25 protein-coding genes are annotated in these 24966 nt (G+C 49.4%); 21 read left to right on the top strand and 4 right to left on the bottom strand.

What is annotated here, in order from left to right; translation table 11 throughout:
- The first annotated feature begins 175 nt into the window (after positions 1 to 175).
- The 5 genes from ABIA61_RS20540 (at position 176) to ABIA61_RS20560 (ending at position 5552) form a co-directional block, all read left to right on the top strand.
- Positions 176 to 1279, top strand: coding sequence for an FAD-dependent monooxygenase (locus ABIA61_RS20540; RefSeq protein WP_404581196.1), 1104 nt, complete (start codon positions 176 to 178; stop codon positions 1277 to 1279).
- A 71-nt stretch (positions 1280 to 1350) separates the two neighbouring features.
- The gene (locus ABIA61_RS20545; protein ID WP_404581197.1) at positions 1351 to 2115 is read left to right on the top strand and encodes a GTP cyclohydrolase II; all 765 of its coding nucleotides are present in this window, start codon (positions 1351 to 1353) and stop codon (positions 2113 to 2115) included.
- Entirely contained in the window at positions 2112 to 3212 is a 1101-nt protein-coding gene (gene ribD / locus ABIA61_RS20550; protein ID WP_404581198.1) for a bifunctional diaminohydroxyphosphoribosylaminopyrimidine deaminase/5-amino-6-(5-phosphoribosylamino)uracil reductase RibD, read from the top strand. Before ABIA61_RS20545 ends, ribD begins: the two co-directional genes overlap by 4 nt.
- 737 nt (positions 3213 to 3949) lie before the next feature.
- Positions 3950 to 4072, top strand: coding sequence for a hypothetical protein (locus ABIA61_RS20555; RefSeq protein ID WP_283653390.1), 123 nt, complete (start codon positions 3950 to 3952; stop codon positions 4070 to 4072).
- Positions 4073 to 4433: 361 nt separating this feature from the next.
- Complete coding sequence (locus ABIA61_RS20560; protein ID WP_192511378.1) at positions 4434 to 5552, top strand: slipin family protein; 1119 nt, start codon at positions 4434 to 4436, stop codon at positions 5550 to 5552.
- A gap of 99 nt (positions 5553 to 5651) precedes the next feature.
- Here the strand turns inward: ABIA61_RS20560 and ABIA61_RS20565 are convergent, their stop codons facing one another.
- Positions 5652 to 6065, bottom strand: coding sequence for a chemotaxis protein CheW (locus ABIA61_RS20565; protein WP_404581199.1), 414 nt, complete (start codon positions 6063 to 6065; stop codon positions 5652 to 5654).
- A gap of 263 nt (positions 6066 to 6328) precedes the next feature.
- Here ABIA61_RS20565 and ABIA61_RS20570 point away from each other — a divergent pair, with 263 nt between their 5' ends.
- The 16 genes from ABIA61_RS20570 (at position 6329) to ABIA61_RS20645 (ending at position 22354) form a co-directional block, all read left to right on the top strand.
- Complete coding sequence (locus tag ABIA61_RS20570; protein ID WP_404581200.1) at positions 6329 to 7264, top strand: DNA-binding transcriptional repressor DeoR; 936 nt, start codon at positions 6329 to 6331, stop codon at positions 7262 to 7264.
- A gap of 312 nt (positions 7265 to 7576) precedes the next feature.
- A complete protein-coding gene (gene deoC / locus ABIA61_RS20575; RefSeq protein WP_404520748.1) occupies positions 7577 to 8239 on the top strand; it encodes a deoxyribose-phosphate aldolase in 663 nt (220 codons plus the stop codon).
- Between the two features lie 30 nt (positions 8240 to 8269).
- On the top strand, positions 8270 to 8665 hold the full coding sequence (locus ABIA61_RS20580) for a cytidine deaminase (protein ID WP_404520749.1): 396 nt from the start codon (positions 8270 to 8272) through the stop codon (positions 8663 to 8665).
- A gap of 77 nt (positions 8666 to 8742) precedes the next feature.
- Positions 8743 to 9921 carry a NupC/NupG family nucleoside CNT transporter gene (locus ABIA61_RS20585; protein ID WP_044644558.1) on the top strand — a complete coding sequence of 393 codons (1179 nt, stop codon included), beginning with the start codon at positions 8743 to 8745 and terminating at the stop codon, positions 9919 to 9921.
- A 32-nt stretch (positions 9922 to 9953) separates the two neighbouring features.
- Positions 9954 to 11135: a phosphopentomutase gene (gene deoB, locus ABIA61_RS20590; protein ID WP_404581201.1), complete on the top strand. Its 1182-nt coding sequence runs from the start codon at positions 9954 to 9956 to the stop codon at positions 11133 to 11135.
- Between the two features lie 54 nt (positions 11136 to 11189).
- Positions 11190 to 11897 carry a purine-nucleoside phosphorylase gene (gene deoD / locus ABIA61_RS20595; RefSeq protein WP_025686143.1) on the top strand — a complete coding sequence of 236 codons (708 nt, stop codon included), beginning with the start codon at positions 11190 to 11192 and terminating at the stop codon, positions 11895 to 11897.
- A 32-nt stretch (positions 11898 to 11929) separates the two neighbouring features.
- A complete protein-coding gene (locus tag ABIA61_RS20600) occupies positions 11930 to 13231 on the top strand; it encodes a pyrimidine-nucleoside phosphorylase (RefSeq protein ID WP_283653382.1) in 1302 nt (433 codons plus the stop codon).
- Between the two features lie 252 nt (positions 13232 to 13483).
- On the top strand, positions 13484 to 14056 hold the full coding sequence (locus ABIA61_RS20605; protein ID WP_404581203.1) for a TetR/AcrR family transcriptional regulator: 573 nt from the start codon (positions 13484 to 13486) through the stop codon (positions 14054 to 14056).
- 46 nt (positions 14057 to 14102) lie between these two features.
- Complete coding sequence (locus ABIA61_RS20610) at positions 14103 to 15293, top strand: MFS transporter (protein WP_283653380.1); 1191 nt, start codon at positions 14103 to 14105, stop codon at positions 15291 to 15293.
- A gap of 112 nt (positions 15294 to 15405) precedes the next feature.
- A complete protein-coding gene (locus tag ABIA61_RS20615) occupies positions 15406 to 16452 on the top strand; it encodes a leucine-rich repeat domain-containing protein (protein WP_404581204.1) in 1047 nt (348 codons plus the stop codon).
- Between the two features lie 63 nt (positions 16453 to 16515).
- Complete coding sequence (locus ABIA61_RS20620; protein WP_283653377.1) at positions 16516 to 17010, top strand: hypothetical protein; 495 nt, start codon at positions 16516 to 16518, stop codon at positions 17008 to 17010.
- 121 nt (positions 17011 to 17131) lie between these two features.
- A complete protein-coding gene (locus ABIA61_RS20625; RefSeq protein WP_283653376.1) occupies positions 17132 to 17815 on the top strand; it encodes a hypothetical protein in 684 nt (227 codons plus the stop codon).
- A gap of 372 nt (positions 17816 to 18187) precedes the next feature.
- The gene (locus tag ABIA61_RS20630; RefSeq protein WP_404581205.1) at positions 18188 to 19249 is read left to right on the top strand and encodes a sulfate ABC transporter substrate-binding protein; all 1062 of its coding nucleotides are present in this window, start codon (positions 18188 to 18190) and stop codon (positions 19247 to 19249) included.
- A gap of 27 nt (positions 19250 to 19276) precedes the next feature.
- On the top strand, positions 19277 to 20110 hold the full coding sequence (cysT, locus tag ABIA61_RS20635; protein WP_283653374.1) for a sulfate ABC transporter permease subunit CysT: 834 nt from the start codon (positions 19277 to 19279) through the stop codon (positions 20108 to 20110).
- 75 nt (positions 20111 to 20185) lie between these two features.
- On the top strand, positions 20186 to 21061 hold the full coding sequence (gene cysW / locus ABIA61_RS20640) for a sulfate ABC transporter permease subunit CysW (RefSeq protein WP_283653373.1): 876 nt from the start codon (positions 20186 to 20188) through the stop codon (positions 21059 to 21061).
- 165 nt (positions 21062 to 21226) lie between these two features.
- On the top strand, positions 21227 to 22354 hold the full coding sequence (locus tag ABIA61_RS20645) for an aminotransferase class V-fold PLP-dependent enzyme (RefSeq protein WP_404581206.1): 1128 nt from the start codon (positions 21227 to 21229) through the stop codon (positions 22352 to 22354).
- 90 nt (positions 22355 to 22444) lie between these two features.
- On the opposite strand, the gene phnE (ABIA61_RS20650) is transcribed toward ABIA61_RS20645, so the two are convergent.
- Genes phnE (ABIA61_RS20650) through phnC form a run of 3 tightly spaced genes read right to left on the bottom strand, consistent with a single transcriptional unit; the run spans position 22445 to position 24860 of the window.
- Positions 22445 to 23242, bottom strand: coding sequence for a phosphonate ABC transporter, permease protein PhnE (gene phnE / locus ABIA61_RS20650; RefSeq protein ID WP_283653371.1), 798 nt, complete (start codon positions 23240 to 23242; stop codon positions 22445 to 22447).
- Positions 23239 to 24093 carry a phosphonate ABC transporter, permease protein PhnE gene (phnE, locus tag ABIA61_RS20655; RefSeq protein WP_283653370.1) on the bottom strand — a complete coding sequence of 285 codons (855 nt, stop codon included), beginning with the start codon at positions 24091 to 24093 and terminating at the stop codon, positions 23239 to 23241. The genes phnE (ABIA61_RS20650) and phnE (ABIA61_RS20655) overlap by 4 nt, the downstream gene beginning before the upstream one ends.
- The gene (gene phnC / locus ABIA61_RS20660) at positions 24090 to 24860 is read right to left on the bottom strand and encodes a phosphonate ABC transporter ATP-binding protein (protein ID WP_404581207.1); all 771 of its coding nucleotides are present in this window, start codon (positions 24858 to 24860) and stop codon (positions 24090 to 24092) included. Before phnC ends, phnE (ABIA61_RS20655) begins: the two co-directional genes overlap by 4 nt.
- Positions 24861 to 24966: the final 106 nt, after the last annotated feature.

Genomic DNA, 24966 nt, shown 5'->3' on the forward strand with positions numbered 1-24966 from the left:
GCTCGAAAGTACAATATATAGACGAACTAAACCGCTTCGATCTATATATTGCTGATTCGAAATCGCTCTTGGGATTGTTGCAAAATGCTTAAAATTTGATATTATAACGATGCAATTAAATTAACAGGTACGGACTAATTGTTGAGGTCATGGTTTAGGCGCAGGAGGAAGTCAGATGAAGCTGGAATGTGAAGTGTGCGTAGTTGGAGGGGGACCAGCCGGGGCCTTGTTATCCTGTTTGTTGGCGGAGCAAGGTGTTTCGACGATATTGGTTGAGCGGCAGAGCGTGGCGGGAAAGGCTTTTCGCGGCGAAATTTTAAATGATGAGGGTCAGCAAGTGATCCAAAAGCATAAGCTGCTCGAACAAATTCATGAGGACTACATCCTCGCTTCGACGAGAATCGAATATTGGGAGCATCAGCAGCAGGTGAAGACGATTGAGCCAGCGGTCGGTAATGTAGGGGTCCATATTCCACAGCCTCATTTTTTGGACGCTTTGCTCAAGCAGGCGGCTACGTATGAGTCCTTTCGTTATTTGGCGGGCACGACAGTGACTGCGCTGGAAGGCGATAGCGAGCAGGGATACACGGGCTTGATCGCTTGCGATAAGAACGGCGATGAGGTTACGATTCGCAGCTCTGTTATTGTCGGGGCAGATGGTCGCTATTCGACCATGCGCAAGCTGGCGCAAATGCCAGTGACGAATATCAGACACGGCTATGATCTGCTGTGGGCCAAAATTATGGCACCTGCCGGATGGGAGCCTGTCACACGTCTGGCATTGGTCAACGGGCGGCAGTTGTCTTTATTTTCGCAGGCTGAGGGCTATATTCAAATTGGCTGGAACGTAGATGAAGGCAGCTTTCCTGCCTTGTTTAAGCAGTCGTTTGAACCGTTCATACAGTTGTTGGCAGATGCATTTCCCGATCTGGAGCATAACGTGCATGATCACATTCGTTCGTGGAAGGACTTCGTACCGTTGGATATTTTCAGCAGCCGCAGTGATACGTGGTCGCGGAACGGACTGGTCCTCATTGGAGATGCGGCGCATACCATGACACCTACCGGAGCTTTTGGCTTGAACGCAGCCTTGAAGGATGCCGATGTACTGGCGAGTGAGCTTCTTCGTTTGCGTCAGGAGGGTGGATATACTGCAGCGGGCCTAAAGGAGTTCGAAGACGAGCGGTGGCTGACTGTCACAGAGCTTCAGGAACGACAGCTTACGATGGAATCCACGTTTCATGAATATTTTTTACAAGCAGAAAATCAAATCATATAAATCAGCGATTAGCCTTTAAATAGCCGGGGCTTCCGGATAGATAGAGCTTATATAAAGGATGGTGCAGAGAGATGAACCAAAAAGACGTAGCTACGTTACTTAATGATAAAATTCAAACGATTCGCGGAGAGCAATCTTCGACGATTTTGGTTGGGCCGATTAAGCTGCCAGTCAATTTGGAAGGGGAAACGGTTGTTTTTCAATGGTATTGCTGGTTGCCTGTACGGGATGAGGAAGATCGTCAGGACTTGATAAATGCCAACGCTGACACGATTGTGAAGCGTTTGTCCACACTGAATTTGGCAGAGGGGCAGCAATCGAGCGTACTGGTGTACGGCGATCTTCAACAGTCGGAAAATGCGCTTGTTCGTATGCATAGCATTTGCCATACTGGAGATATTTTTGGTAGCAAGCGTTGTGATTGCGGATTTCAGCTCCACCAGTCCATGAAAATGATTGTGGAGCACGGAACGGGTGCGTTGTTCTATCTGGCAAACCATGAGGGCCGTGGGATTGGCTTGTTTAGCAAAGCGATGGCTTACATTTTGCAGGAAGAAGGTATGGACACCGTCGAAGCCAACCACCAATTGGGCTTTGAAGATGATACTCGCAATTATGCGGATGCGATTAGTGTGCTCCGTCATCTGAGACAAAAACCGGTAACCTTAATTACAAATAACCCTAAAAAACTGGAAGCCTTGAAGCAATCCGGTATGAATGTCGCAGGGCGTATGCCGTTGTGGGGCGATGTGTCGCAATATAATGAACGGTATTTAAATACGAAGGTGGAACGGTCCGGCCATTTGCGGGATTTCGATTTCAGGGAGGTTCTATGACCACTCACGAGAAATATATGCGCCTGGCGCTGGAAAATGCCAAAAGTGCCAAGGGACAAACGGAACCGAATCCGCTCGTTGGCTCGGTCATTGTGAACAACGGCCGCATTGTCGGGATTGGTGCTCATCTGAAGCCTGGCGAGCCACATGCCGAGATTCATGCTTTGCGTATGGCGGGTGAACATGCTCAGGGAGCGACGATTTATGTGACGCTGGAGCCGTGTTCCCACCATGGACGGACAGGCCCGTGCGCGGAAGCGATTGTGAAGGCTGGCATTCGTCGGGTCGTTATTGCAGCGCTGGATCCGAACCCGCTGGTTTCGGGCAGAGGGGTACAAATCCTGAAGGATGCGGGCATTGAGGTAATCGTTGGGGTATGTGAGCAGGAATCTGTCCGCATGAATGAAGTGTTTAACCAATATATCGTGAGCAAGCGTCCTTTTATCACGATCAAATCAGCGGTGACGCTGGATGGCAAAATTGCCACTCGAACCTCGGAAAGCAAATGGATTACGTCCGAGGTGGCACGAGAGGATGTGCATCGCCTTCGTCACGAGCATGTAGGGATACTGGTCGGTGTACAGACAGTCATTCACGATAATCCGCAGCTAACCACTCGTCTGCCGGAAGGTCGGAATCCGATTCGTATCATTCTGGATAGCACGCTACGCATTCCTTTGGATGCCCGTGTCATTACAGATGGCGAGGCGCCTACCTGGATATTTACAGGACGTGCTTATGATGAAGACAAGCGGAATCAGCTGGAACAGCTGGGTGTAAAGGTATATCCGACACAGGATGAAAACAGTGATCGGGTCAACTTGCCGCAAATGCTGGATATTCTGGGCGCAGCGGAGGTGTCTTCGGTGTTCGTGGAAGGCGGGGCCGAGGTGAACGCTTCGTTCGTGCAGCAAGGACTGGCAGACAAGCTGGTACTGTATATTGCGCCGAAGCTGGTTGGAGGGCGCGGAGCACCGGGCTTTCTCGGGGGAGAGGGTGTGTCCGCCATGAGCGATGCGGTTGGGCTACAAGATTTGAGCGTAACGCAGGTTGGCGTGGATTGGAAAATAGAAGGGTATTTTGGGCGGGAAAAATGAGTGGGGTTGTGGGTGGGAGAAAGCGCTCCGCGAAGGGGTTGATCTTCCGATCGCTGTTGCAGTGGGATTCTTCGGATTGTATAAGACATGTAGAGGTAAGAATCCCACTGCAAAGGCGAACGCTCACGCTTCTCCAGATTCAACCCCTCCGCTCCGCTACTACCCGCCACAAAGTAACTCATTTTTCCGAAATGGTGTGGAGCAATGGGGGAAGGGCAAAAGGACTTAAAGGCTTAAAGACTTAAAGACTTAAAGACTTAAAGACTTCAAAGATTGAGGATCTGAAGGGCTACAAGCCTGGAGGATTCTTTTTTGTATACCTAACGTTTATTAGGGTGAATGGTTATTGGGATGAATAACTCATAGGGTGAACACCTAATGGTGTGAATGGTTTAGGGAATGAAGAAGTTTACATATATTGCAATATGGCAAAAGACACGAGGGAAGCGAATGTGCTTCTCAGGTGTCTTTTTTTTCTTTTTTTATGGAGTCGTAATACTTTCGCCATGTTCGTGAGTGCGGGTGTGCGTGATAATGATAAAGGCTGATACAGAAAGATATTACCGAGGTGAGGATTTCAAATGGTCCCGCAGTGCCTGCCTGATCGGGTGAGGTATCCTGTAAATCTGATGTATCCACCAAATTAGGGTTCGAATCCCAATCGCCTTCCACGCGACTCATGGTAGAGTATTTAAAAAATCGAAAAAAACCACTACAAAGACCCTAATGAGTATCCCATGTCTGGTCCACATGACAGAAATCGGGGAGGTGGCTATGCGGCCAGCGGATACCGGGGAGAGCAAGCGCTGACAGGCTCCGAAGCTTCGGGAGATATGAGTTTACAGTCGATGTTGGACTGATGAATTCCATCCTCGCAACACGGGAACAGGCGGAACCTTCCTTTTTCCTCAAGCTTGGCCCCGCCGTCCACACCGGAGGGATGCTCTGCAAGGGTCACTAACCCTACTACAACGAATAAAAATGAAGAATCCTCATTTTAAAAATGTGTTGATTTTAAGGCGGGCAGCAGCGGAGCGGTCCATTTGAATCTGAAGAAGCGAAGCGTTCGCCTTTGCAGTAGAATTCCTACCTTTGAATGTTTTATCAATCCTAGGAATTCCACTGCAACAGCGATCGGAAGATCAAATGGACCGCGGAGCCGCCACACGTAGAAAAAAGCACACTTTTAAGCTGAGGATTTTAAATACTAGGAGTGATACGATGTTTAAGAAAATAACGATTAAATCGGATGAGCGCGGGCTGCTGTTTAAAAAGGGAAGCTATCACAAGCTGCTGCTGCCGGGGACTTACATATTGAAGACATTTCAGCAGGAAACGGTTGAAATTTTGAATGTTGCCGAACCGTTTTTTGTACCGGATCATGATATTCGTTTGTTTTTGACGGATTCCGTTCTGCTGGAGCAATTGAGTGTCGTCGATGTAGAGGATTATGAATATGTGCTGCATTATGAGGATAATCGGTTCGTGGAGCTGTTGCCCGCTGGTAAATATGCTTTCTGGAACGTGCTCAAGGAGCATCGTTTTGTTCATGCGGATACCCGGCAGCCTGCGATTGATAAGGCGTTGGGGCAAGCCTTTTTGGCCAAGACACAGGGCTTCTGGAAAGCGCTTCAGGTGGCAAGCTATGAGCTGGGCTTCCTGTATTATGATAACGTGCTGCAAGGCGAGCTGAAGCCGGGTAAATATTATTTCTGGATGTCGACGGTGAACACGGAGATCAGAACGATAGATTTGCGACAGCAGCAGATGGACCTGATGGGGCAGGAAATCATGACTGAGGACAAAATCACACTGCGCCTGAACTTCGTCTGTCAGTACCGCATTGTTGACCCGCTGCGGGCCTTGGAATTCCGGGCATTCGAGGAGCAAATGTACATTATGCTCCAACTGGTGCTGCGTGAGTATGTCGGAACGATGAAGCTGGATGATTTGTTGAAAATGAAGCAGGAAATTGCGGAATATGTCTTGACCCGACTGAATGAGCAAAGCGGCGAATATGGGGTCACTTTTACGTCGGCAGGGGTGAAGGATATTATTTTGCCGGGGGATATCAAGGATATTTTGAACACGGTGCTGCTGGCAGAGAAAAAGGCTCAAGCCAATCTCATCACACGGCGCGAAGAAACGGCGTCCACTCGCAGTCTGCTTAATACCGCCAAGCTGATGGACGAAAATGCCACCCTCTACCGTCTCAAAGAGCTGGAGTTTCTGGAAAAAATCTGCGAGAAGATTGGTACCATTTCGCTGACTGGCGGGAATACGCTGCTGGAACAGTTGAACACGCTGGTTCACATGAAGGACGGGCAGGGAACCGTATAAAGGGATAGCGGCAGGTTTCACGCCCCTTAACGCAAAATACCACCCAAAAGATGAGCGCGAGACGGCTCAAGCTTTGGGTGGTATTTTACATCAATACGCTTAATTCGTCTTGGTCGAAGCGAGAAAAGCGTCCATATCGATCACCGGAACGAGAGCACCCTGATGCTCCAGTACGGTAGGAAACAGCTCGCGTTGCCACTCTTCCTCGTTGCTTTTCAACTGACTGTCCAGGGCGGAAGCTGTATCCTCCACCTGATCGACGAGCAGAGCAATTTTTGCCCGGCTGAGCAAAATCATCTTGTCCTCGGAGGACTCACCTGAAGCAGGGAGCAGCAGTTTTTTGCGCAAATTCAGGATCGTAAATACATTACCGCGAATGGTGACCATTCCTTCGTGCCATGACTCGGAAAAAGGAAGCGGTGTTCCTTTCTTGGCATTCATGACTTCTTCCACTTCTACAAAGTTTAAAGCGAACGTTTTGCTCGCCAGACTGCACATAATAAATTCGGACATAGGCCAATTCTCCTTACATTTGAGATAAGACTACAGGTTGTGAAGTGACGTTAAAATGGGTTAACTATTGCGTTTTAACAAATGGAAAGATAAAGTTGAAGGTGCTATGTAGCCAGGTTCTATTCACAGAATATCACAAAATAGCAGTTAAATCTTCCAAATGGCCAAGGCATGGCGCTCAGTTTCTCCTAATATGTGATGCTTTAGGAGATTGAAGTTGTGTCCGGTGGCACTACATTTTAAGATAAGCGGGTTGAGGTAGAATGGATCATGAAAAGCAGCGTCTAAGTATCGAGGCAGCCAGATTATACTATCTGAACGACTATAGCCAGCAAGAAATTGCAGTCAGACTCGGGGTATCGCGTCCCACGGTATCGCGGTTGCTTCAAGCTGCCAAGGAACAGGGATATGTAAGAATCAGTATTGTTGATCCGATGGAGGATATGGATGAGCTCGGAGAGCAGGTCAAGAAGAAATACGGGCTGGATACCGTTCTGGTCTGCTATTCGCCGTTAAATGAATATCAGGAGATCAAGAAGCATATTAGCAAAAAAGCTGCCGATTATTTGCATGAAACGGTACAAGATGCAGATATTATTGGAGTGACGTGGGGAACGACGATGCATGCGGTGGCGCTTCATCTCCAGCAAAAGCAGGTAAAGGGCGTCGAGGTCGTTCAGCTCAAAGGAGGCGTAAGCCATTCGCATGTCAACACGTATGCCGTGGAGACGGTGAATTTGTTCGCGGAAGCCTTTCACACGATTGCACGGTATTTGCCGCTGCCTGTGATTTTTGACAGCCACGCCGTCAAGAAAATGGTCGAGGAGGATCGACACATCCAGCGTATCATTGAGCTTGGCAAGCAGGCGAACATTGCCGTGTTTACGGTGGGGACGGTCAAGGAGGACGCGCTGCTGTTCAGATTGGGCTATTTTAATCATGAGGAGCAGAAGCTGTTACAGAAAATCGGCAAGGGTGATATTTGCTCACGCTTTTTTGATGATGAGGGCAATATATGCAGTCAGGAAATTAACAGTCGCACCGTTGGCATTGATCTGCCTGATTTGCGTAAGAAGGAGAAGTCCATTCTCGTAGCCGGAGGACAGCGCAAAGTAGAGGCTATCCGGGCATCGCTGCGTGGTAAGTATGCGAATATTTTGGTGACGGATCAGTTTACGGCACAGGCACTTTTACAGTAGACATATGGTTCGGCGTGAGGAAATATAAGCTAAACTAAAAAATGAACAGTTAAAACGGAGTAGGCGGAGTGGTGCTGTACAAGCGAAGCACCATCCGACTGCGCAGTGGCGCAAAGTGGCGCAATAGGTAACTTTTAAGTTCAGTTCATAGATGGGTAATGTGGACTGTAGATAACGTCTTATGTGCAGGCTTGAACATAATTTCAAAATGTGTTTTACATATGTTCAATGCCGTGCTATGATGGTCTTATCACAGAGAAGTAAAGGACATCGGTCCTAATACGATCTCTCTAATGAAGGAGCGTTTAGAGAATGAACATTGCAGGATTGATCGACCATACATTGTTGCGTGCAGACGCGACGAAGGATGAAATTACTAAATTGACCGCTGAGGCGAAGAAATATCAGTTTGCTTCCGTATGTGTGAACCCGACCTGGGTAGCTTACTCGGCAGAGCAACTGGCAGGAACAGGCGTGAACATTTGTACCGTTATCGGTTTCCCGCTGGGAGCCAATACGACGGCAACGAAAGCGTTCGAAACGAAGGATGCTATTGCCAACGGTGCAACTGAAATTGACATGGTCATCAACATAGGTGCTTTGAAAGAACGCAATCTGCAATTGGTGGAGCAGGATATCCGTGGTGTTGTGGAAGCAGCGGCGGGTACACTGGTAAAAGTGATTATTGAAGCATGCTTGCTGACAGACGAAGAAAAGGTACTGGCTTCTGAGTTGTCCGTGAAAGCAGGAGCGAATTTCGTGAAAACGTCGACAGGCTTCTCTACTGGCGGAGCAACTGCGGAAGATGTGGCTTTGATGCGCAAAACCGTAGGACCTGAGCTCGGTGTTAAGGCTTCCGGCGGCGTACGCAGTCTGGAAGACGTACAGAAATTGGTGGAAGCTGGCGCAAGCCGTATCGGTGCAAGTTCCGGTGTGAAAATCATCGAGGGTGAGCAGTCTACATCTTCCTACTAAGTTCATTTTAAAGTCATGGAGGGATTCGCGATGAAGGATCAATTGATTCAGGAAGCGCTTGAGGCGCGTAAACAGGCATATATTCCGTATTCAAATTTTCAGGTCGGTGCTGCGGTTCTCGGAAGCGATGGCACGGTTTATCGCGGATGTAATGTAGAAAATGCCTCCTACGGCTTATGCAATTGTGCAGAACGGACAGCGATTTTTAAAATGGTATCTGAAGGCTGTCGTAAAATTGATGCCATTGCGATTGTTGCAGATACGGCAGGACCTGTGTCTCCATGCGGAGCCTGTCGTCAGGTGATTTCCGAATTTGCTCAACCAGATACCAAAGTGTATCTGACCAACCTTCATGGCAACACGGAAGAGTGGACGGTGGACCAACTACTGCCGGGTGCTTTCCGACCTGCCGATCTGGGGAAATAAAAAAAAGAATGCCTCTTTCGGGGCGCATTCTTTTTATGGGTAATGTAAGCGCTTAATGTAATAAGGGGGAAATTTAAATGAAATATGTAATCGCTCTGTTGGGGCTGCTCGTTGTATTTGCACTTACTTACGTTGCCAGCAGTGACAAACGTAAAATCAGGTATCGTCCGCTGGTGGTTATGGTTGTATTGCAGGCGGCGCTGGCTTTTGTATTGCTGAATACAGGGATTGGTGAAATTCTGGTCAAAGGTTTTGCAAAAGGGTTTAATAGTCTGATTGGATATGCTATGGAAGGAATTAACTTTGTATTCGGCGGGATTGCGAATGAAGGAGCGGCGCCGTTCTTTATCGGTGTATTGCTGCCAATCGTGTTCATATCCGCGCTGATTGGGATTTTGCAATATGTAAAAGTGCTGCCTTTTATTATTAAATATATCGGGCTTGTCTTGAGCAAAGTAAACGGAATGGGTAAACTGGAATCCTACAACGCTGTAGCTTCGGCTATTCTGGGTCAATCCGAGGTGTTTATTTCCGTTAAAAAGCAAATTGGTCTCCTGCCGAAGCATCGACTATATACGCTGTGTGCGTCTGCGATGTCTACGGTGTCCATGTCGATTGTGGGAGCCTACATGCAAATGTTGAACCCCAAATATGTGGTTACTGCTTTGGTGTTGAACCTGTTCGGCGGCTTTATTATCTCTTCGATTATTAATCCGTACAAGATTGAGAAGGAAGATGATTTGCTGGAGGTTCAGGAGGAAGAGAAGCAGTCCTTCTTCGAAATGCTCGGGGAGTATATTATGGACGGTTTCAAAGTCGCCATTACGGTAGCTGCGATGCTGATCGGTTTTGTGGCGCTGATTGCCATGGTTAACGGGATTTTCTCCTGGGCGCTTGGAATAAGCTTTCAATCCTTGCTTGGTTATGTGTTTGCGCCTATCGCTTTTGTCATGGGGATTCCATGGAGCGAAGCGGTTCAGGCGGGCAGCATTATGGCCACCAAGCTCGTGTCTAATGAATTTGTGGCGATGCTGGATCTGACCAAGCAAACGGGCTTGTCGGATCGCACAATCGGGATCGTATCGGTGTTCCTCGTATCTTTTGCAAACTTCTCGTCCATCGGTATCATTTCCGGGGCTGTGAAGGGTCTGCATGAGAAGCAGGGGAATGTGGTGGCCCGCTTTGGTCTGAAGCTGTTGTACGGCGCGACGCTGGTTAGCGTGCTGTCGGCAACGATTGCAGGGTTGTTTTTGTAAAAAAAACAGCGAGTTAGGAAAGGAATTTCATCATGTCTAAATTCAAACGGATTCACTTGGTTGTTATGGACTCTGTGGGGATCGGCGAAGCGCCGGATGCTGCCCAGTTTGATGATTACGATGTAGATACACTGGGTCATATTGCCCGCGAACGCGGCGGTCTGAACATGCCGAATATGGGTAAGCTCGGTCTGTCCAATATTCGTTCTATTGAAGGGGTGCAAGCCGCTGAGCAACCTTTGGCGTATTACACCAAAATGCAGGAAGCGTCCAACGGTAAGGATACAATGACCGGACACTGGGAAATCATGGGCTTGAATATTGCGGTTCCTTTCCGCGTATTCCCTGATGGTTTTCCGGATGAGCTGATTCAGCGCATTGAGGAGCATACGGGCCGCAAAGTCATCGGCAACAAGCCTGCCAGCGGAACGGAAATCATTGACGAGCTGGGCGAGGAACATGTGAAAACAGGAGCGCTCATCATCTATACATCGGCGGATTCGGTGCTGCAAATTGCGGCGCATGAGGAAGTTGTACCTTTGAAGGAGCTTTATGAGATTTGCGAGTTCTGTCGTAAAATCACGCTGGAAGACCCGTACATGCTGGGCCGGATTATTGCGCGTCCGTTCGTAGGAGAGGCTGGGAACTTCTCCCGCACCTCCAATCGCCATGATTATGCGCTCAAGCCGTTTGGTCGTACCACAATGAACGAGCTGAAGGATGCAGGTCTGGATGTGATTGCATTGGGTAAAATCTCCGACATTTATGACGGAGAAGGTGTGACGAAAGCTGTGCGCACCGTGTCCAATATGGACGGTATGGATAAGCTGGTGGCTACGCTGGATGAAGATTTTACCGGATTAAGCTTCTTGAATCTGGTCGATTTTGACGCCGTATACGGTCATCGCCGTGATCCGCAGGGATATGGTCAGGCTTTGGACGATTATGATGCCCGTCTGCCGGAGGTATTCGCTAAAATGACGGATGAAGATCTGCTGATTATCACCGCAGACCACGGGAATGACCCGACGTATCGGGGAACGGATCATACACGTGAATATGTGCCTCTGTTGGTGTACTCCCCACGTTTTGCAGCTGGAGGCAAGGAGCTTGCGGTACGTAAAACGTTTGCGGATATCGGAGCAACGGTAGCGGATAACTTTGGTGTGAAGCTGCCTGAACACGGAACGAGCTTTTTGGCAGAGCTTCAATAATCGGAATTAGAATCAGGATTAAGCTCGGACAAATGGGACGGAGGAATAAAAAACATGAGTGTACACATTGGAGCCAAACCAGGAGAGATTGCAGAAACGATTCTGCTGCCTGGAGACCCGTTGCGGGCGAAATTTATTGCTGAAACGTATCTGGAAGACGTGACCTGCTACAACGAGGTGCGCGGAATGCTCGGATTTACGGGAACGTATCAGGGCAAACGCCTGTCTGTACAGGGAACCGGAATGGGACTGCCGTCCATCAGTATTTATGTCAATGAGCTCATTAGTGAGTACGGTGTGAAAAACTTGTTCCGCGTAGGTACATGTGGCGGGATGAAGGAGCATGTACACGTTCGTGACGTTATTTTGGCACAGGCTTCTTGCACGGATTCCGGCATGAACCGCCATATTTTTGGCGGCTACGACTATTCGCCGATTGCCAGCTTCCCTTTATTAAAGGGCGCTTATGATCGCGGTGTTGCCAAGGGCTTAAAAATGCATGTCGGTAACGTGTTCAGCTCGGACAGCTTTTATCGTGATGACAAATCAATTACACAAAAGCTGATGGAATACGGCGTACTGGGTGTCGAGATGGAGACTTCGGCATTGTACACGCTGGCAGCCAAATTTGGCGTAAACGCGTTGACGATTCTGACGGTAAGCGATCATTTGCTGACGGGTGAAGAAACGACAGCGGAAGAACGGCAAACGACCTTTAAAGAAATGATGGAAGTTGCCCTGGATACAGCAATATCCCTGTAAACGATCATACGCACAGTGAGGAGAAATGACATATGAGAATGGTAGACTTGATCGAGAAAAAGCGTGATGGAAAAGAACTGACCACCGAGGAAATAAATTTTATTATCCAGGGCTACACGCAGGGGGAAATTCCTGACTATCAGGTGAGTGCGTTAGCGATGTCCATTTTCTTCAAAGATATGACCGAGCGCGAACGCGCGGATCTGACGATGGCAATGGTTCATTCAGGTGACACAATTGATCTGTCCGCGATTGAAGGCGTGAAGGTCGATAAGCATTCTACTGGCGGTGTGGGTGATACGACAACGCTGGTGCTGGCTCCGCTCGTAGCGGCTTTGGATATTCCGGTAGCGAAAATGTCAGGTCGCGGCCTTGGACATACCGGAGGAACGATTGATAAGCTGGAGGCTATTGCAGGCTTCCACGTAGAAATCAGTAAGGACGAATTCGTGGATCTGGTCAATCGCAGCAAAATTGCGGTCATTGGACAAAGCGGCAACCTGACACCTGCGGACAAAAAGCTGTATGCGCTGCGTGATGTTACCGCTACGGTAAACTCGATTCCGCTGATTGCCAGCTCGATTATGAGTAAAAAAATCGCTGCCGGTTCTGATGCCATCGTACTCGATGTGAAGACAGGTGCAGGTGCGTTCATGAAAACCGTCGATGATGCCAAAGAACTGGCACACGCGATGGTAAGCATCGGTAACAACGTCGGCCGCAAAACGATGGCGGTTATTTCCGATATGAGCCAGCCGCTGGGTCTTGCCATCGGTAACTCGCTGGAAGTCAAAGAAGCGATTGACACACTGCGCGGTCAAGGACCAAAGGATCTGGAAGAGCTGTGTATGTCCTTGGGCAGTCAGATGGTATTTTTGGCTGGCAAAGCCAATTCCCTCGAAGACGCCGAAGAGAAGCTCAAAGAAGTCATTCGCAACGGCAAAGCGCTGGAGAAATTCAAAGAGTTTATTGCAAACCAGGGCGGTGACGCTTCGGTTGTGGATCATCCAGAACGCTTGCCACAAGCACAGTATCTTATTGAAGTACCTGCGAAGCAGGATGGTGTGGTCGCTGAAATCGTGGCTGACGAAATCGGTACGGCTGCGATGCTGCTTGGAGCAGGACGCGCAACCAAAGAATCCGAGATTGATCTGGCTGTCGGCCTGATGCTGAACAAAAAGGTCGGCGATGCTGTAAAAGTGGGCGATTCACTGGTTACCATTCATGCCAACCGTGAAGATGTAGCCCAAGTGCTGGAGAAAATTTACGCGAACATCCGCATTGCGGATCACGCCGAAGCTCCCGTACTGATCTACGGAACGGTGACAGAGTAAGCGTTAAGCCGTACTCATAAGGTTGTAATAGATATCGTGGTTATCGAGCCGGAGACCCTCAGTTAGAGGGCTTCCGGCTTTTGTAGCTCCCGCTTTGGTTAACCAAACAACAAGGAATTTCAATGATGAAAAGAAAGGATGAGCGGAGCTATTTTAAGCCGAAAGGAAAAAATGCTATTGTCAATGTCCAGTGAGGGTACTATACTGAACCTACAAACTGACGACCGTTCGTAAGGTTATTGGAGGAAGAACATGACACTGCAGAAAATTAAAGCAGCTGGCTTGCAGCAATTTGCGAGAAAGGGATACGATGCGGCCTCCCTGCATCTGATTGCTGATGAGGTAGGGATTAAGAAGCAGTCGATTTATGCCCATTTTAAAAGCAAGGACGATTTATTTTTGGATATATTTGCGGATGCGGTGGATCAGGAGATTTTGGAGCTGGATCGTTATTTTCAGGATCAATCCGAACAGTCCCTTGAAGCTGTCCTGCGAGGGTTAATCATTGAATTCAAGGAACGCTATGAGAGCGCCATGAATTTGCGTTTGATCCTGTATGTCGGCTTTCTAATTCCGTCTACGCTGGAAGCCCAGGTTCAGGCCCTGGTCACACGCTATGTAGAGCATAAAACCAGCTTGGTATATGAGCGGCTGGCAGCCGAAACATCGGTTAAGCTTCGTGTTCCAGCTCGATCCGCTGCAACAGCTTATATGAATTTGATCGAAGGCATGCTGGTAGAGCTGGTGTATAACGGTACCGCCGATTTTGATCCGCGTCTGGAAAGCTCTTGGGATATTTACTGGCATGGCTTGATTCAGGCCTGAGCATCTAAGCACTTGAAGAACATGATTTTATTGGGGGAAGAGAGCTGTGTCTGTGAAGGAAAGCTTTTGGTCCAGAAACTTTATACTTTTGATGATTTCCAATGCTATATTATTCATGGCATTCGAAATGCTTTTGCCGACGCTGCCGCTGTTTGTGGAAAGTCTTGGTGGTAGTCCGTCACAGATCGGCCTGGTGACAGGTGTGTTTGTGTGCTCAGCGATATTCATTCGTCCATTTTCTGGTAAGCTGATCCAGCTTATGGACAGGAAGTATGTTCTCATTATCGGGGTGGCGATTTGTATACTTGCCACGGGCAGCTACATGTTTTCCACCAGTTTGCTGCTGTTGCTGGTGTTCCGGCTGGTGCATGGCTTTGGATTTGGTATTGCTAGTACTCTATATGCGACTTCTGCCTCGGATGAATTGCCTTCTCATCGTATGGGAGAAGGAATGGGCTATTTTGGCGTAGGTGAGACGGTAGCGATCTCCGTGGGGCCGTTGATTGGCATATGGATGCTGCATGCAGCGGGCTTTAACGGACTGTTTTCCATGGGCGCTGTCATTATGCTGCTAGCTCTTGCTATGATCGTATTGGCTCGTCGCCATTCTGTTCAACCGACGAGTGCAGATACAACGAAGGAAAAAACGAAGGTTCCACTCAAATTATTTGAAAAAAAAGTGCTGCTGCAATCCTGTCTTGTACTGCTGGTCGGCGTAGTGGCAGGTGGAGTGATGTCTTTCGTGGCCTTATTTGCCAAGGAGCAGGGATTTACCAACGTAGCATGGTTCTTCTTTACGGTGGCTATGGCAAGCTTCCTCGTCCGACTGGTGTCCGGTAGAATTTTTGATACCAAAGGCCCGGCTTATATCCTGATTCCCGCAGGGGTTGTGCTTATCGCCGCCATTATCATGGTGGCCTCATCGCGGACGGAATTGCAATTTTTGGTCGCTGCTGTGCTGTATGGCTTGAGCTTTGGAGCTATTTTCCCGGCTTTGCAGGCTTGGGCCATCAGTGTGGTCGGAGAAGATGAGCGAGAGGATGCCGTGGGTTCGTTTTATAATTTCTTCGATTTGGGCATCGGGGGAGGCTCTTTGATTTTGGGTATGGTTGCGGGATTAACCTCCTATAAAACGATGTATTTGTTCTCCACTCTCCTGATTGCGGCATATTTAATTATATTTGTGGTTTATAGTGTATTGGATAAGAAAAAGTCCCGTAACACGCTGAACGTATAAGCGCATAGATGCCTTGGATCAAGTTTGAAAAATATGACAGCCGGACTCATAATAGATATGAGTTCGGTTTTTTGTATAGTAAGGCAGAAGGGCATCATAGAGGGGGAGAGACATGTTCGAATTATACAGCGATGTCCGGGGAACGGCCTATGAACGGCTGATTGATTATGCTATGGAACGAGCGCACACTTTTATGCTAGGCGTACATGAATGGGAGACAGAGGACATGGATATTGATTTCGACACGACTATCATGTTCAAGGAACTGTTACAGCAATTGAATCCATTTTTGCTGTCAACGCATTCCTATGAGGAGATGAGAGGAAAACATGCTGTAGCCTACACACAAGGAACGTTCTATCGATACCAATGCACGCCAGCGGCGGGGGAGCTGTTAAAGCGAGCGTCGTCCAGCTTGTTTTCCTGGATGCATCCGAAAGTACCTGAGGATTTGTGTTTCCAGAATGTCGAAGGAGAGGATTGGATCCTCAACATTGCTCACGAGCGAATAGGCAGACTGAACATGGGTAGAGAAGAGGCCGCTGCATTGGAGGAGCTTATCCCCGGTGTGTTCATTCACAAGCCTGAGCATCGGGATATAGATGCTTTTCTGAACGATGCCATTCGGCATCAGCCAGATCGGTTGGAGTTGATGGGGTTTGCTTTGACGGAGATACCGGAACGGATCAGAGAATTGTATTCTTTGCAGCATCTGACCATCTTCGAGCAGGATATACGATCATTACCTCCAGCTTTGTTCGAATTGGAATCCTTGGAGTCACTGACGATACAAGTAGCGGATCTGGAAGAGCTACCAGCCAACATTGCCAAGCTAACCCGACTCCAAAGCTTGAATATCGCTTGTGGGAGCTATGACCGTCCAGCACCGGATTACAAGGTGATTCCCAAGGATGAGTTGTCATTCCGGCATTTGCCGCCTGAGATAGGAGAGCTACAACAGTTGGAGTATTTGGATATACAATATAGCGGAATTCGTACACTGCCCCCTGAAATACAAAATCTGAAAAATCTGCGCTCCTTAAATGTTGTGAACGGATTGATTGAATCTGCCCCCGATTTTATATTCAAAATGACCTGGCTGGATCGTTTTCTTGTGGAAGATAAGCCGTTCCATCTGTGTAATCACGGCGACGACTAAATGGTATGGAAAATGGCTTATATCGTTTAGGATTCAACATATTTCTATAAAGGAGGAAATGAAATGGTAGATAAGTGGGTTTGGATGGGGGTCGCAGGGGCAATTGTGGGGTATGCCGCTTTTGCCAACTTATCGACGACTACGCATACTACATCAACGGCGAGTGTGGTGCACCCGGCTGCTCCGTTAAGTGTGCAGAATGAGCAAGGGGGCGTAACGAAGCGCATTGTACATGATCAGGAGATGCAATTTGAGGGGCCTGCTCATACGAACTTTACATTTGAAGAGGGACGGAAGCTGTATATCAGCATCAAGAATACAGGGAAGCAACCTATACGATATAAGCTTAAAAGCGCGGGTACGTCAGGCTTGTCAGGTCAGACAGATGGATTTTCCAGCCGAACGTTGCAGCCGGGAGAACGGCATGATCTGTTGTTGGTAAAGCCGGAGGAACAAAATGAAGCAACGAAGGATTCCACAACTGAGCTGATTTTGGATGTAAATACGGACGATGGCTCCAAAGGATCAGTGAAAACGTTCGCTTATATTACACTGTAAGCTCCTTCCATATGGGCACGACATGCGGTCATTAGCCTACTTATGTTACAATAGAACGGTTGAAGACTTAATGAACAGAATAGGTCAGAGCAGAAAGCAGAAGCAGAAAGGATGACCCGTTGTGCCCAAAAACCAAGAATACGGTAATCAGAAAATGTCACGGAGGCTGTCACTCACAGCCATTTTACTTACACTTACATTTGTAGCTCTCGCTGGCTGCGGCCAGGATAAGAATGCTGAAACCGTCGAGACCGGAAGCAATACAAGTGCGATAGAGCATGGAGCTGATGCGGATCGTAGTGGTTCAGCCCCAAATGAAAAAGTAGCGAAAGAGAGCGAGAGTGCGGAAAACAACGGAAATGAAGCGGAAAAGTCAAGTCCATCGGCCCCGGCTACTTCATCGGATGTTTCTTCCTCCCCAAAATCCGCCAATCCATCCCACAATCCTTTTGAGGTAGCAGGTATTCAGGACCCTAAGGCGTTTTTGAACACGTTCAAAGCGTTGCAGAAGGCTGTTGCCGACAATGACAAGGAAAAGGTGGCCAATTACATTTTCTATCCTCTGCGCGTCAACGACAGTGAAAAGGCACTAACAATTCCGAATAAGAAAGAGTTCATTGCCAAGTACGATCAGATTTTTACGGACGCAATTCGTGAAGCGTTGGTGAATCAAAAGACAGACGACTTGTTTGTCAATTATCAGGGAGTCATGGTTGGCTCAGGCGAGCTGTGGTTGAGAAGAGATACAAACAATCCGAAGCTTTTTGGAGTTTTTTCAGTCAATCTTGAAACGGTCGCCAATTAAGCAGTACCTCGTGTGTGAAAATAGCCTGTAAGCAGTCGGGAACATCCTGTTGTTCCTGACTTTTATCCCCTGAAGGAAGCGAAGCACAGATCATCCATCCCAAAAAAAGGTTTGACAACGCTCATAAACTCTCGTATTATATCTACATAACTCATTAAACAGGTAGGAATTAAAGAATTAAAGTATTAAAGTATGATCTCGCCATTGTGGCGGAGAACCTCTAGGAACAGCAGGCAGACACTGTCCAAGCGACAGGTTTGACCTATCAGGGCTGCATCAGGGAATTCTCCGCTCTTTTTTTTGGATACGTCTGTCAATAACAGGCGTAAATGAATTTGTTTTTATTAATTACATAGAATTAGGAGGGTTTTGATGAAAGGGAAATGGAAAAGTGGACTTATTCTCGGGCTATCTTTGGTTTTGACGTTGACGTTAAGTGCTTGCGGAGCAAGCAAAGGAGAAACACAGGCGAATGGCAGCTCTGCTGCGGGTTCCAAAGATGTGGAGCTGCTCAATGTTTCTTATGATCCGACCCGTGAGCTGTATGAGGCGTATAACAAGGCGTTTGCCGCTCACTGGGAGAAGGAGAAAGGGCAGAAGGTTACGATCAAGCAATCTCATGGAGGATCTGGTAAACAAAGCCGTTCTGTGCAGGACGGGCTGGATGCGGACGTAGTTACTCTGGCTCTGGGCTACGATATTGATGCGTTACAGGAAAAAGGGCTGATTAAAGAGGGATGGCAGGATAAATATGAGCATAATAGCTCTCCATACACTTCAACCATTGTGCTGTTGGTGCGTAAAGGTAATCCGAAAGGGATTAAAGACTGGGACGATCTGATCCGGGGTGATGTGCAGGTTATTACGCCGAACCCCAAGACGTCAGGTGGAGCCCGCTGGAACTACCTTGCGGCATGGGCCTATGCGCTCAAGAAAAACAATAACGATGAAGCTAAAGCCCAGCAGTTTGTACAGGAGCTGTACAAACATGTGCCGGTACTGGACAGCGGTGCGCGTGGAGCGACAACGACCTTTGTGGAGCGCGGAATTGGTGATGTACTGATCGCTTGGGAAAATGAAGCGCTGCTTTCCGTGAAGGAGCTGGGTACGGATAAATTCGATATCGTATACCCGTCGATCAGCATTTTGGCCGAGCCTCCGGTAGCGGTGGTCGATAAGGTTGTGGATAAAAAAGGTACACGAGAGGTAGCGGATGCGTACTTGAAATATTTGTACAGCGAAGAGGGGCAAACCATTGCTGCCGAGAACTATTATCGTCCAACGCTGGATAGCGTAAAGGCGAAGTTCAAGGATCAATTTCCCAAGCTGGAACTGGTGACCTTGAAGGATGTATTCGGAACGTGGAAGGAGACGCAGCAAAAGCATTTTAGCGACAAGGGCATCTTTGACCAAATTTATGTACCTGGAAGTTAATGGATTTCAGAGAGGGATGGACAGAACATGAGTCAAGTGCAAGTCACCCGAAAACGCGTACTTCCCGGGTTCGGGTTAACGATGGGATATAGTGTGCTGTACCTCAGTCTGGTGGTGCTGGTGCCTTTATCGGCGCTGCTTCTGAACTCAACCGGATTGACGTGGGAGAAGTTTTGGGATGTGGCGACTGACGTCAGGGTACTGGCTTCTTACAAGGTAAGCTTTTTGTGCGCTGCCGCTGCGGCGCTGATTGACCTGTTCCTCGGTTTTCTGATCGCCTGGGTGCTGGTGCGTTATGAATTTCCGGGAAAACGGATTTTTGATGCGGTGATTGATCTGCCCTTTGCATTGCCTACAGCGGTTGCGGGTGTTGCTTTGACAGCTCTATATGCGCAAAATGGCTGGATCGGCTCGTTGTTCGAACCGCTTGGCTGGAGGATGGCCTACTCGCAGACGGGTATTACGCTCGCGCTGATGTTTATCGGTATCCCGTTCGTCGTGCGGACGGTCCAGCCCGTGCTGGAGGAGCTGGACAAGGACGAGGAGGAGGTCGCCGCTACGCTGGGAGCGGGCAGATGGCGTACCTTTCGCAGCGTTATTGTGCCCGAGCTGATACCACCGCTGCTGACGGGCTTTGCGCTCGCCTTTGCCCGTGGCATCGGGGAGTATGGCTCAGTCGTCTTCATTTCCGGCAATATGCCGATGAAGACCGAGATCGCGCCGCTGCTCATTATGTCCAAGCTGGAGCAAAATGACTATGCCGGAGCTACGGCGGTAGCATTGATGCTGTTGGTCATTTCATTCCTGCTGCTGCTGGTGATTAACAGCATTCAGCGCTGGTCGCGGCGACGTACTGTCTAACGTTATCACGCAGGACAGTATGCGTTTGGTTCATACGATAGCGGTATATCCGCTGTTTAAGGAGGAAGAAACATCATGTCACAAGCGATAACCGGACAGGAGCTTACCCATGCATCTGTGCCTTCATCTGCACCGCCCAACAGGGTTACAACCGAAGCCCCTTGGGTGAAGTGGACGCTGATCGGTGCCGCTTTTCTGGCTTTGCTGTGGGTGCTGGTACTGCCGCTGATCGTCGTACTTACCGAAGCGCTCAAGCAGGGCTGGAGCGTATACGTTGAAGCGTTACGCGACCCGGACGCCATGTCGGCGCTGCGGCTGACGCTGTTGGTGGCGGCGATAACAGTACCGTTGAATACGGTATTTGGCGTAGCGGCGGCTTGGCTGATTACAAAGTTTCAATTTCGTGGTAAGGGCCTGCTGGTCACCCTGATTGATTTGCCCTTTGCCATCTCTCCTGTCGTCGGCGGATTGATGTATGTGTTGGTATTCGGCGCACAGGGCTGGCTTGGGCCGTGGCTGGACGAGCATGATATCAAAATTATTTTTGCCTTGCCGGGCATTATATTGGCGACGCTGTTCATCACGTTTCCTTTTGTAGCGCGGGAGCTGATTCCGCTAATGGAGGATCAGGGACACCAGGAGGAAGAAGCGGCGGTTACGCTGGGCGCACGCGGCTGGCGTATTTTCTGGAAGGTGACGCTGCCGAATATCAAATGGGGTCTGCTGTATGGCATTATTTTGTGTAATGCGAGAGCGATGGGTGAATTCGGGGCGGTGTCCGTGGTCTCGGGACATATCCGTGGAGAGACAAACACACTGCCGCTCCATGTGGAAATTTTGTATAACGAATATCAATTCTCGGCATCCTTTGCGGTGGCCTCGCTGCTGTTATTGTTGGCTCTCGCCACCTTAGTGCTTAAAAGCTGGTTTGGGCGCAAACGGGTTCATTAATGAAACGCAGGAACATGCTTGATTCCACAGGGTCTCTCTTCGCGTCTATCGTCGATGTTTGGCGATAAGATGGGAAGGGAGACCCTTGTTCTAAGATGACTTATATGGATAATAAAATGATCATATCAAGGCACGCAGCTGTGCCCAAGAGGAGCGAAGGGAATTATGAAACATCCGTTTCAGTCCTACCGTCAGCTATTTCCAGTGCTGTCCTCACATATTCATCTAGGGAGCTGCTCCCAAGGAGCCATATCAAGGCCAGTTTCTGCTGCAATCGAGGAATACCATCGAAGCTTGCTGCAACACGGGCATAATGGCGACTTGTCTATGGCACGGGTGGAGGAGGCCAGAGGACATTTTGCCAAACTGATCGGGGCGGAGCCTGACGAGATTGCGGTGCTGTCCTCAGCCTCCGAGGCGATTGCCAGGGTGGCAACTGCACTTCCTTATGTATCGGGAAAAGAAGGTATTGTGTACGCAGATACTGACTTCCCGACCGTAGGGCACATCTGGCAAGCGCAGGACCAATTCCGTGAGCACATTCGTTGTATCCCCTCCATGCATGGTGAGGTTACTTTGCAGCAGTACGAGAAACACATTACCGAAAACACTGCACTTGTTATGGTGTCCCATGTGAACTACACCAACGGATTTCAGCAGGATCTAAAATCTATGGCGGATGTGGCTCACCGAAATCAGGCGTTGCTGTTTGTAGATGCCTATCAGTCTGCGGGAATCATACCTATGGATGTAAAAGCGATGGGCGTGGATATTCTGGTGGCAGGAGCCCGCAAATATATGCTGGGGATTCCGGGAGTCGCTTTTCTTTATGTAAGCAACGATTGGATAGACCGCTTCAAGCCCAAACTTACCGGATGGCTCGGACAGGAAGCCGCTTCCCGGTTTGATATTACACGCTCGGTTCTGGCGGCAGGAGCCCGACGCTTTGAGACGGGATTGCCTTCATTCATTAGTATCTTTGCCGCCAATGCGGCCTTAAAGCTGCTGCTGGAAATCGGGGTCACGGACATTCAGGCGTATATGAGCGAATTGCTGGAATTTTCTATGGAGTATGGCCGCCGCAAAGGGTTAAGCATACGTTTGCCTTCCGGGGAAGGAGCTTTACCTGGCCTCATCGCTGTTGAGGTAGCCGATGCATCGGCGGTTGAGAGGCGCTTGAGAAGACAAAATATCATCGTTTCGGCACGGAAGGATGTGATCCGCGTGGCTCCGCATTTTTACAATACAGCAGAGGAAATCCGGCGGGTGATGGACGAGGTAGCGGCCATTTGATGAATCTAAAAAGCCTCTTCTGCGTAACGGGAGCGTAATGTTGTCCCTTTTACACAGGAGAGGCTTCTTTGGCATTTTCAATCTTGTTGATTATACAATCCGCTTGCGCAGCCAGCCGGAAATTAAATCCGTTAATATGATCAGGACCACAATGCCTAGCAAAATGACACCTACACGGTTCCAGTTGCGCATTTGGAGCGCAAACAGCAGCGGAGTACCGATACCGCCTGCCCCGACCAGACCGAGCGTGGTTGCGGAACGGATGTTAATTTCAAAACGGTAGAGCGAATACGAAAGGAACTGTGGAATCACTTGCGGCAGCACAGCGAAGAAAATCACCTGCAAACGGTTGGCACCACAGGCGATCAAGGCTTCCTGCGGCCCGTGATCGACGCTTTCGATCGTTTCTGAAAAAAGCTTCGCCAGCATGCCGATCGAGTGAATACCGAGGGCAAGCACACCCGCGAATGAGCCGGGTCCAACGGCCTTGATGAACAGGATCGCGACGATCATTTCAGGAAATACCCGAATGACGCTGAGTACAAATTTACCGCTGCCTGACAAGGGGCGTAACCGAGTCATGTTGCTGGATGCCCAGAAGGCAAACGGAAGACAGACAAATGCGGATACGAAGGTTCCGAGAACGGAGATAACCAGCGTATCCAGTAGCCCGCGCAGCAAGTCCTCTCCTTCAGGAATGTACACGAATGACCAGTCAGGATGAAGAAAGCCGTCCAGTATAGCGAGAGAGACGTTTTTGGCGGTTCCCTGCAATCCTTCGAACTGCATCCCACGGAAAGCCCAAATATAAATGATGATCAGCAGAATGGCTATCGCCCATAAACGCAGTCTGGAGCGAAGAGGTCTGCGAAGTGTGGAATCATTCATAATAGTTTCCTCCGTAGCATGTTACTGCCGTAATCAATCGCCAAAACGATGACGAGGGTCAGTAGAATGATGATGCTTGCCCGGTCATACCGGAACAGGCCAAGCGAACGGTCGAGCAGCAGGCCGATACCGCCCGCGCCGACCAGCCCCAGAACAGAGGCCGCACGTACATTGACCTCAAAGGTGTACAGCAAGTAGGACACAAAATAGGGCAATGCCTGCGGTACGACTCCGAAGGCAATCACCTGAATGCGGCTCGCGCCAACGGCGGTCATGGCTTCCAGCGGGCCGGGATCAATGGCTTCAATGGCCTCGAACGTCAGCTTCGCAATGATGCCGAAGGAGAAGAAGAGCAGGGCGAGCATCCCTGCGAACGGCCCGATGCCGAACACCGCCACAAAGATGGAGGCAAACAGCAGATCGGGAACGGTCCGCACGAGGTTCAGGATTGTGCGCATCGGCAGCGAGATCAGCTTGCGCGGCATGACATTGTAGGCGCACAGCAACGCAACAGGAATAGCCAGCAACGCACCCAGTGTCGTGCCGACAATGGCAATCTGGATGGTTTCCAGCATCGGCTTCCAGATGGTAGGCAGGTAACTCCAGTCAGGAGGAAACATTTCGCCCAGCAATTTGCCCATCTCCGGCAAGCCGACGATCAACTGGTAAGGCGTAGCATTCGTATGAATGGAGCATGCCACCAGCACCACAATAAAGATCATCCAGGTGGCGTAACGCTTGTAACGACCCGGCAGGGCTGGCCCTGCGGTCGGCTTTGATGGCTGCGGCGGTCCGGCTTGCGGTGACGGCGGCGTCGAAGAGAGCGGCTGGACAGTGGAGTCGGGCTTCATGATCCCACTCCCAGCAGCTCATCATGCTTGATGGCCCGGCCGTAGATTTCCGCAAAGGCATCATCCGTAGCTTCCTCCGGCGTGCCGTCAAAGACGACCTCTCCGGCACGCAATCCAATGATCCGCGTCGCATATTCGCGCGCCAGATCAATGAAATGCAGATTGACGATGGTCGTAATCTGCATTTCACGATTAATCCGCTGGAGGTCGTCCATGACCTGGCGGGTGGTCAGCGGATCAAGCGATGCGACAGGCTCGTCCGCCAGAATAATCTTGGCCTCCTGCGCCAGAGCGCGGGCGATGGATACGCGCTGCTGTTGACCGCCGGACAGCTCATCGGCCCGGCTGTAGGCCTTTTCGCGGATGTTCACGCGTTCCAGTGCCGTTAGGGCCAGCTCGACATCCTCCTTCGGAAAGAGGCCAAGAATGGTTCTGAGCGTCGAATGATAGCCGACTCGGCCGGAAAGTACATTGCGGAGCACGGTGGACCGCTTAACCAGATTGAAGCTTTGAAAGATCATGCCGATATCGCGGCGAATGCGGCGCAGCTCGCTGCTTCCGGCAGACGTGACAGACCTGCCGCCCACGACAATGTCGCCGGAGGTAATGTCATGCAGTCGATTAATGGAACGCAGCAGAGTAGACTTGCCCGCACCGGACAAGCCAACAATGACGACCATTTCGCCCTCTTTAATTGTCAGATTAATATTGTTCAACCCTTTGATGCCGTTCGGGTATGTTTTCGATACATTGCGGAATTCGATCATATGCTCCCAACTTTCTCCCCCCGATGGGGTGGAATGAAAACAACACCGCCATGAATACATGGACGGTGCTGCCCTGTCATTCGTAAAGCCTGTTTCGTAGCTACTG

This window comes from Paenibacillus sp. RC21, from assembly GCF_044907935.1.
In the GTDB taxonomy this organism is placed as follows: Bacteria; Bacillota; Bacilli; order Paenibacillales; family Paenibacillaceae; genus Paenibacillus; species Paenibacillus terrae_A.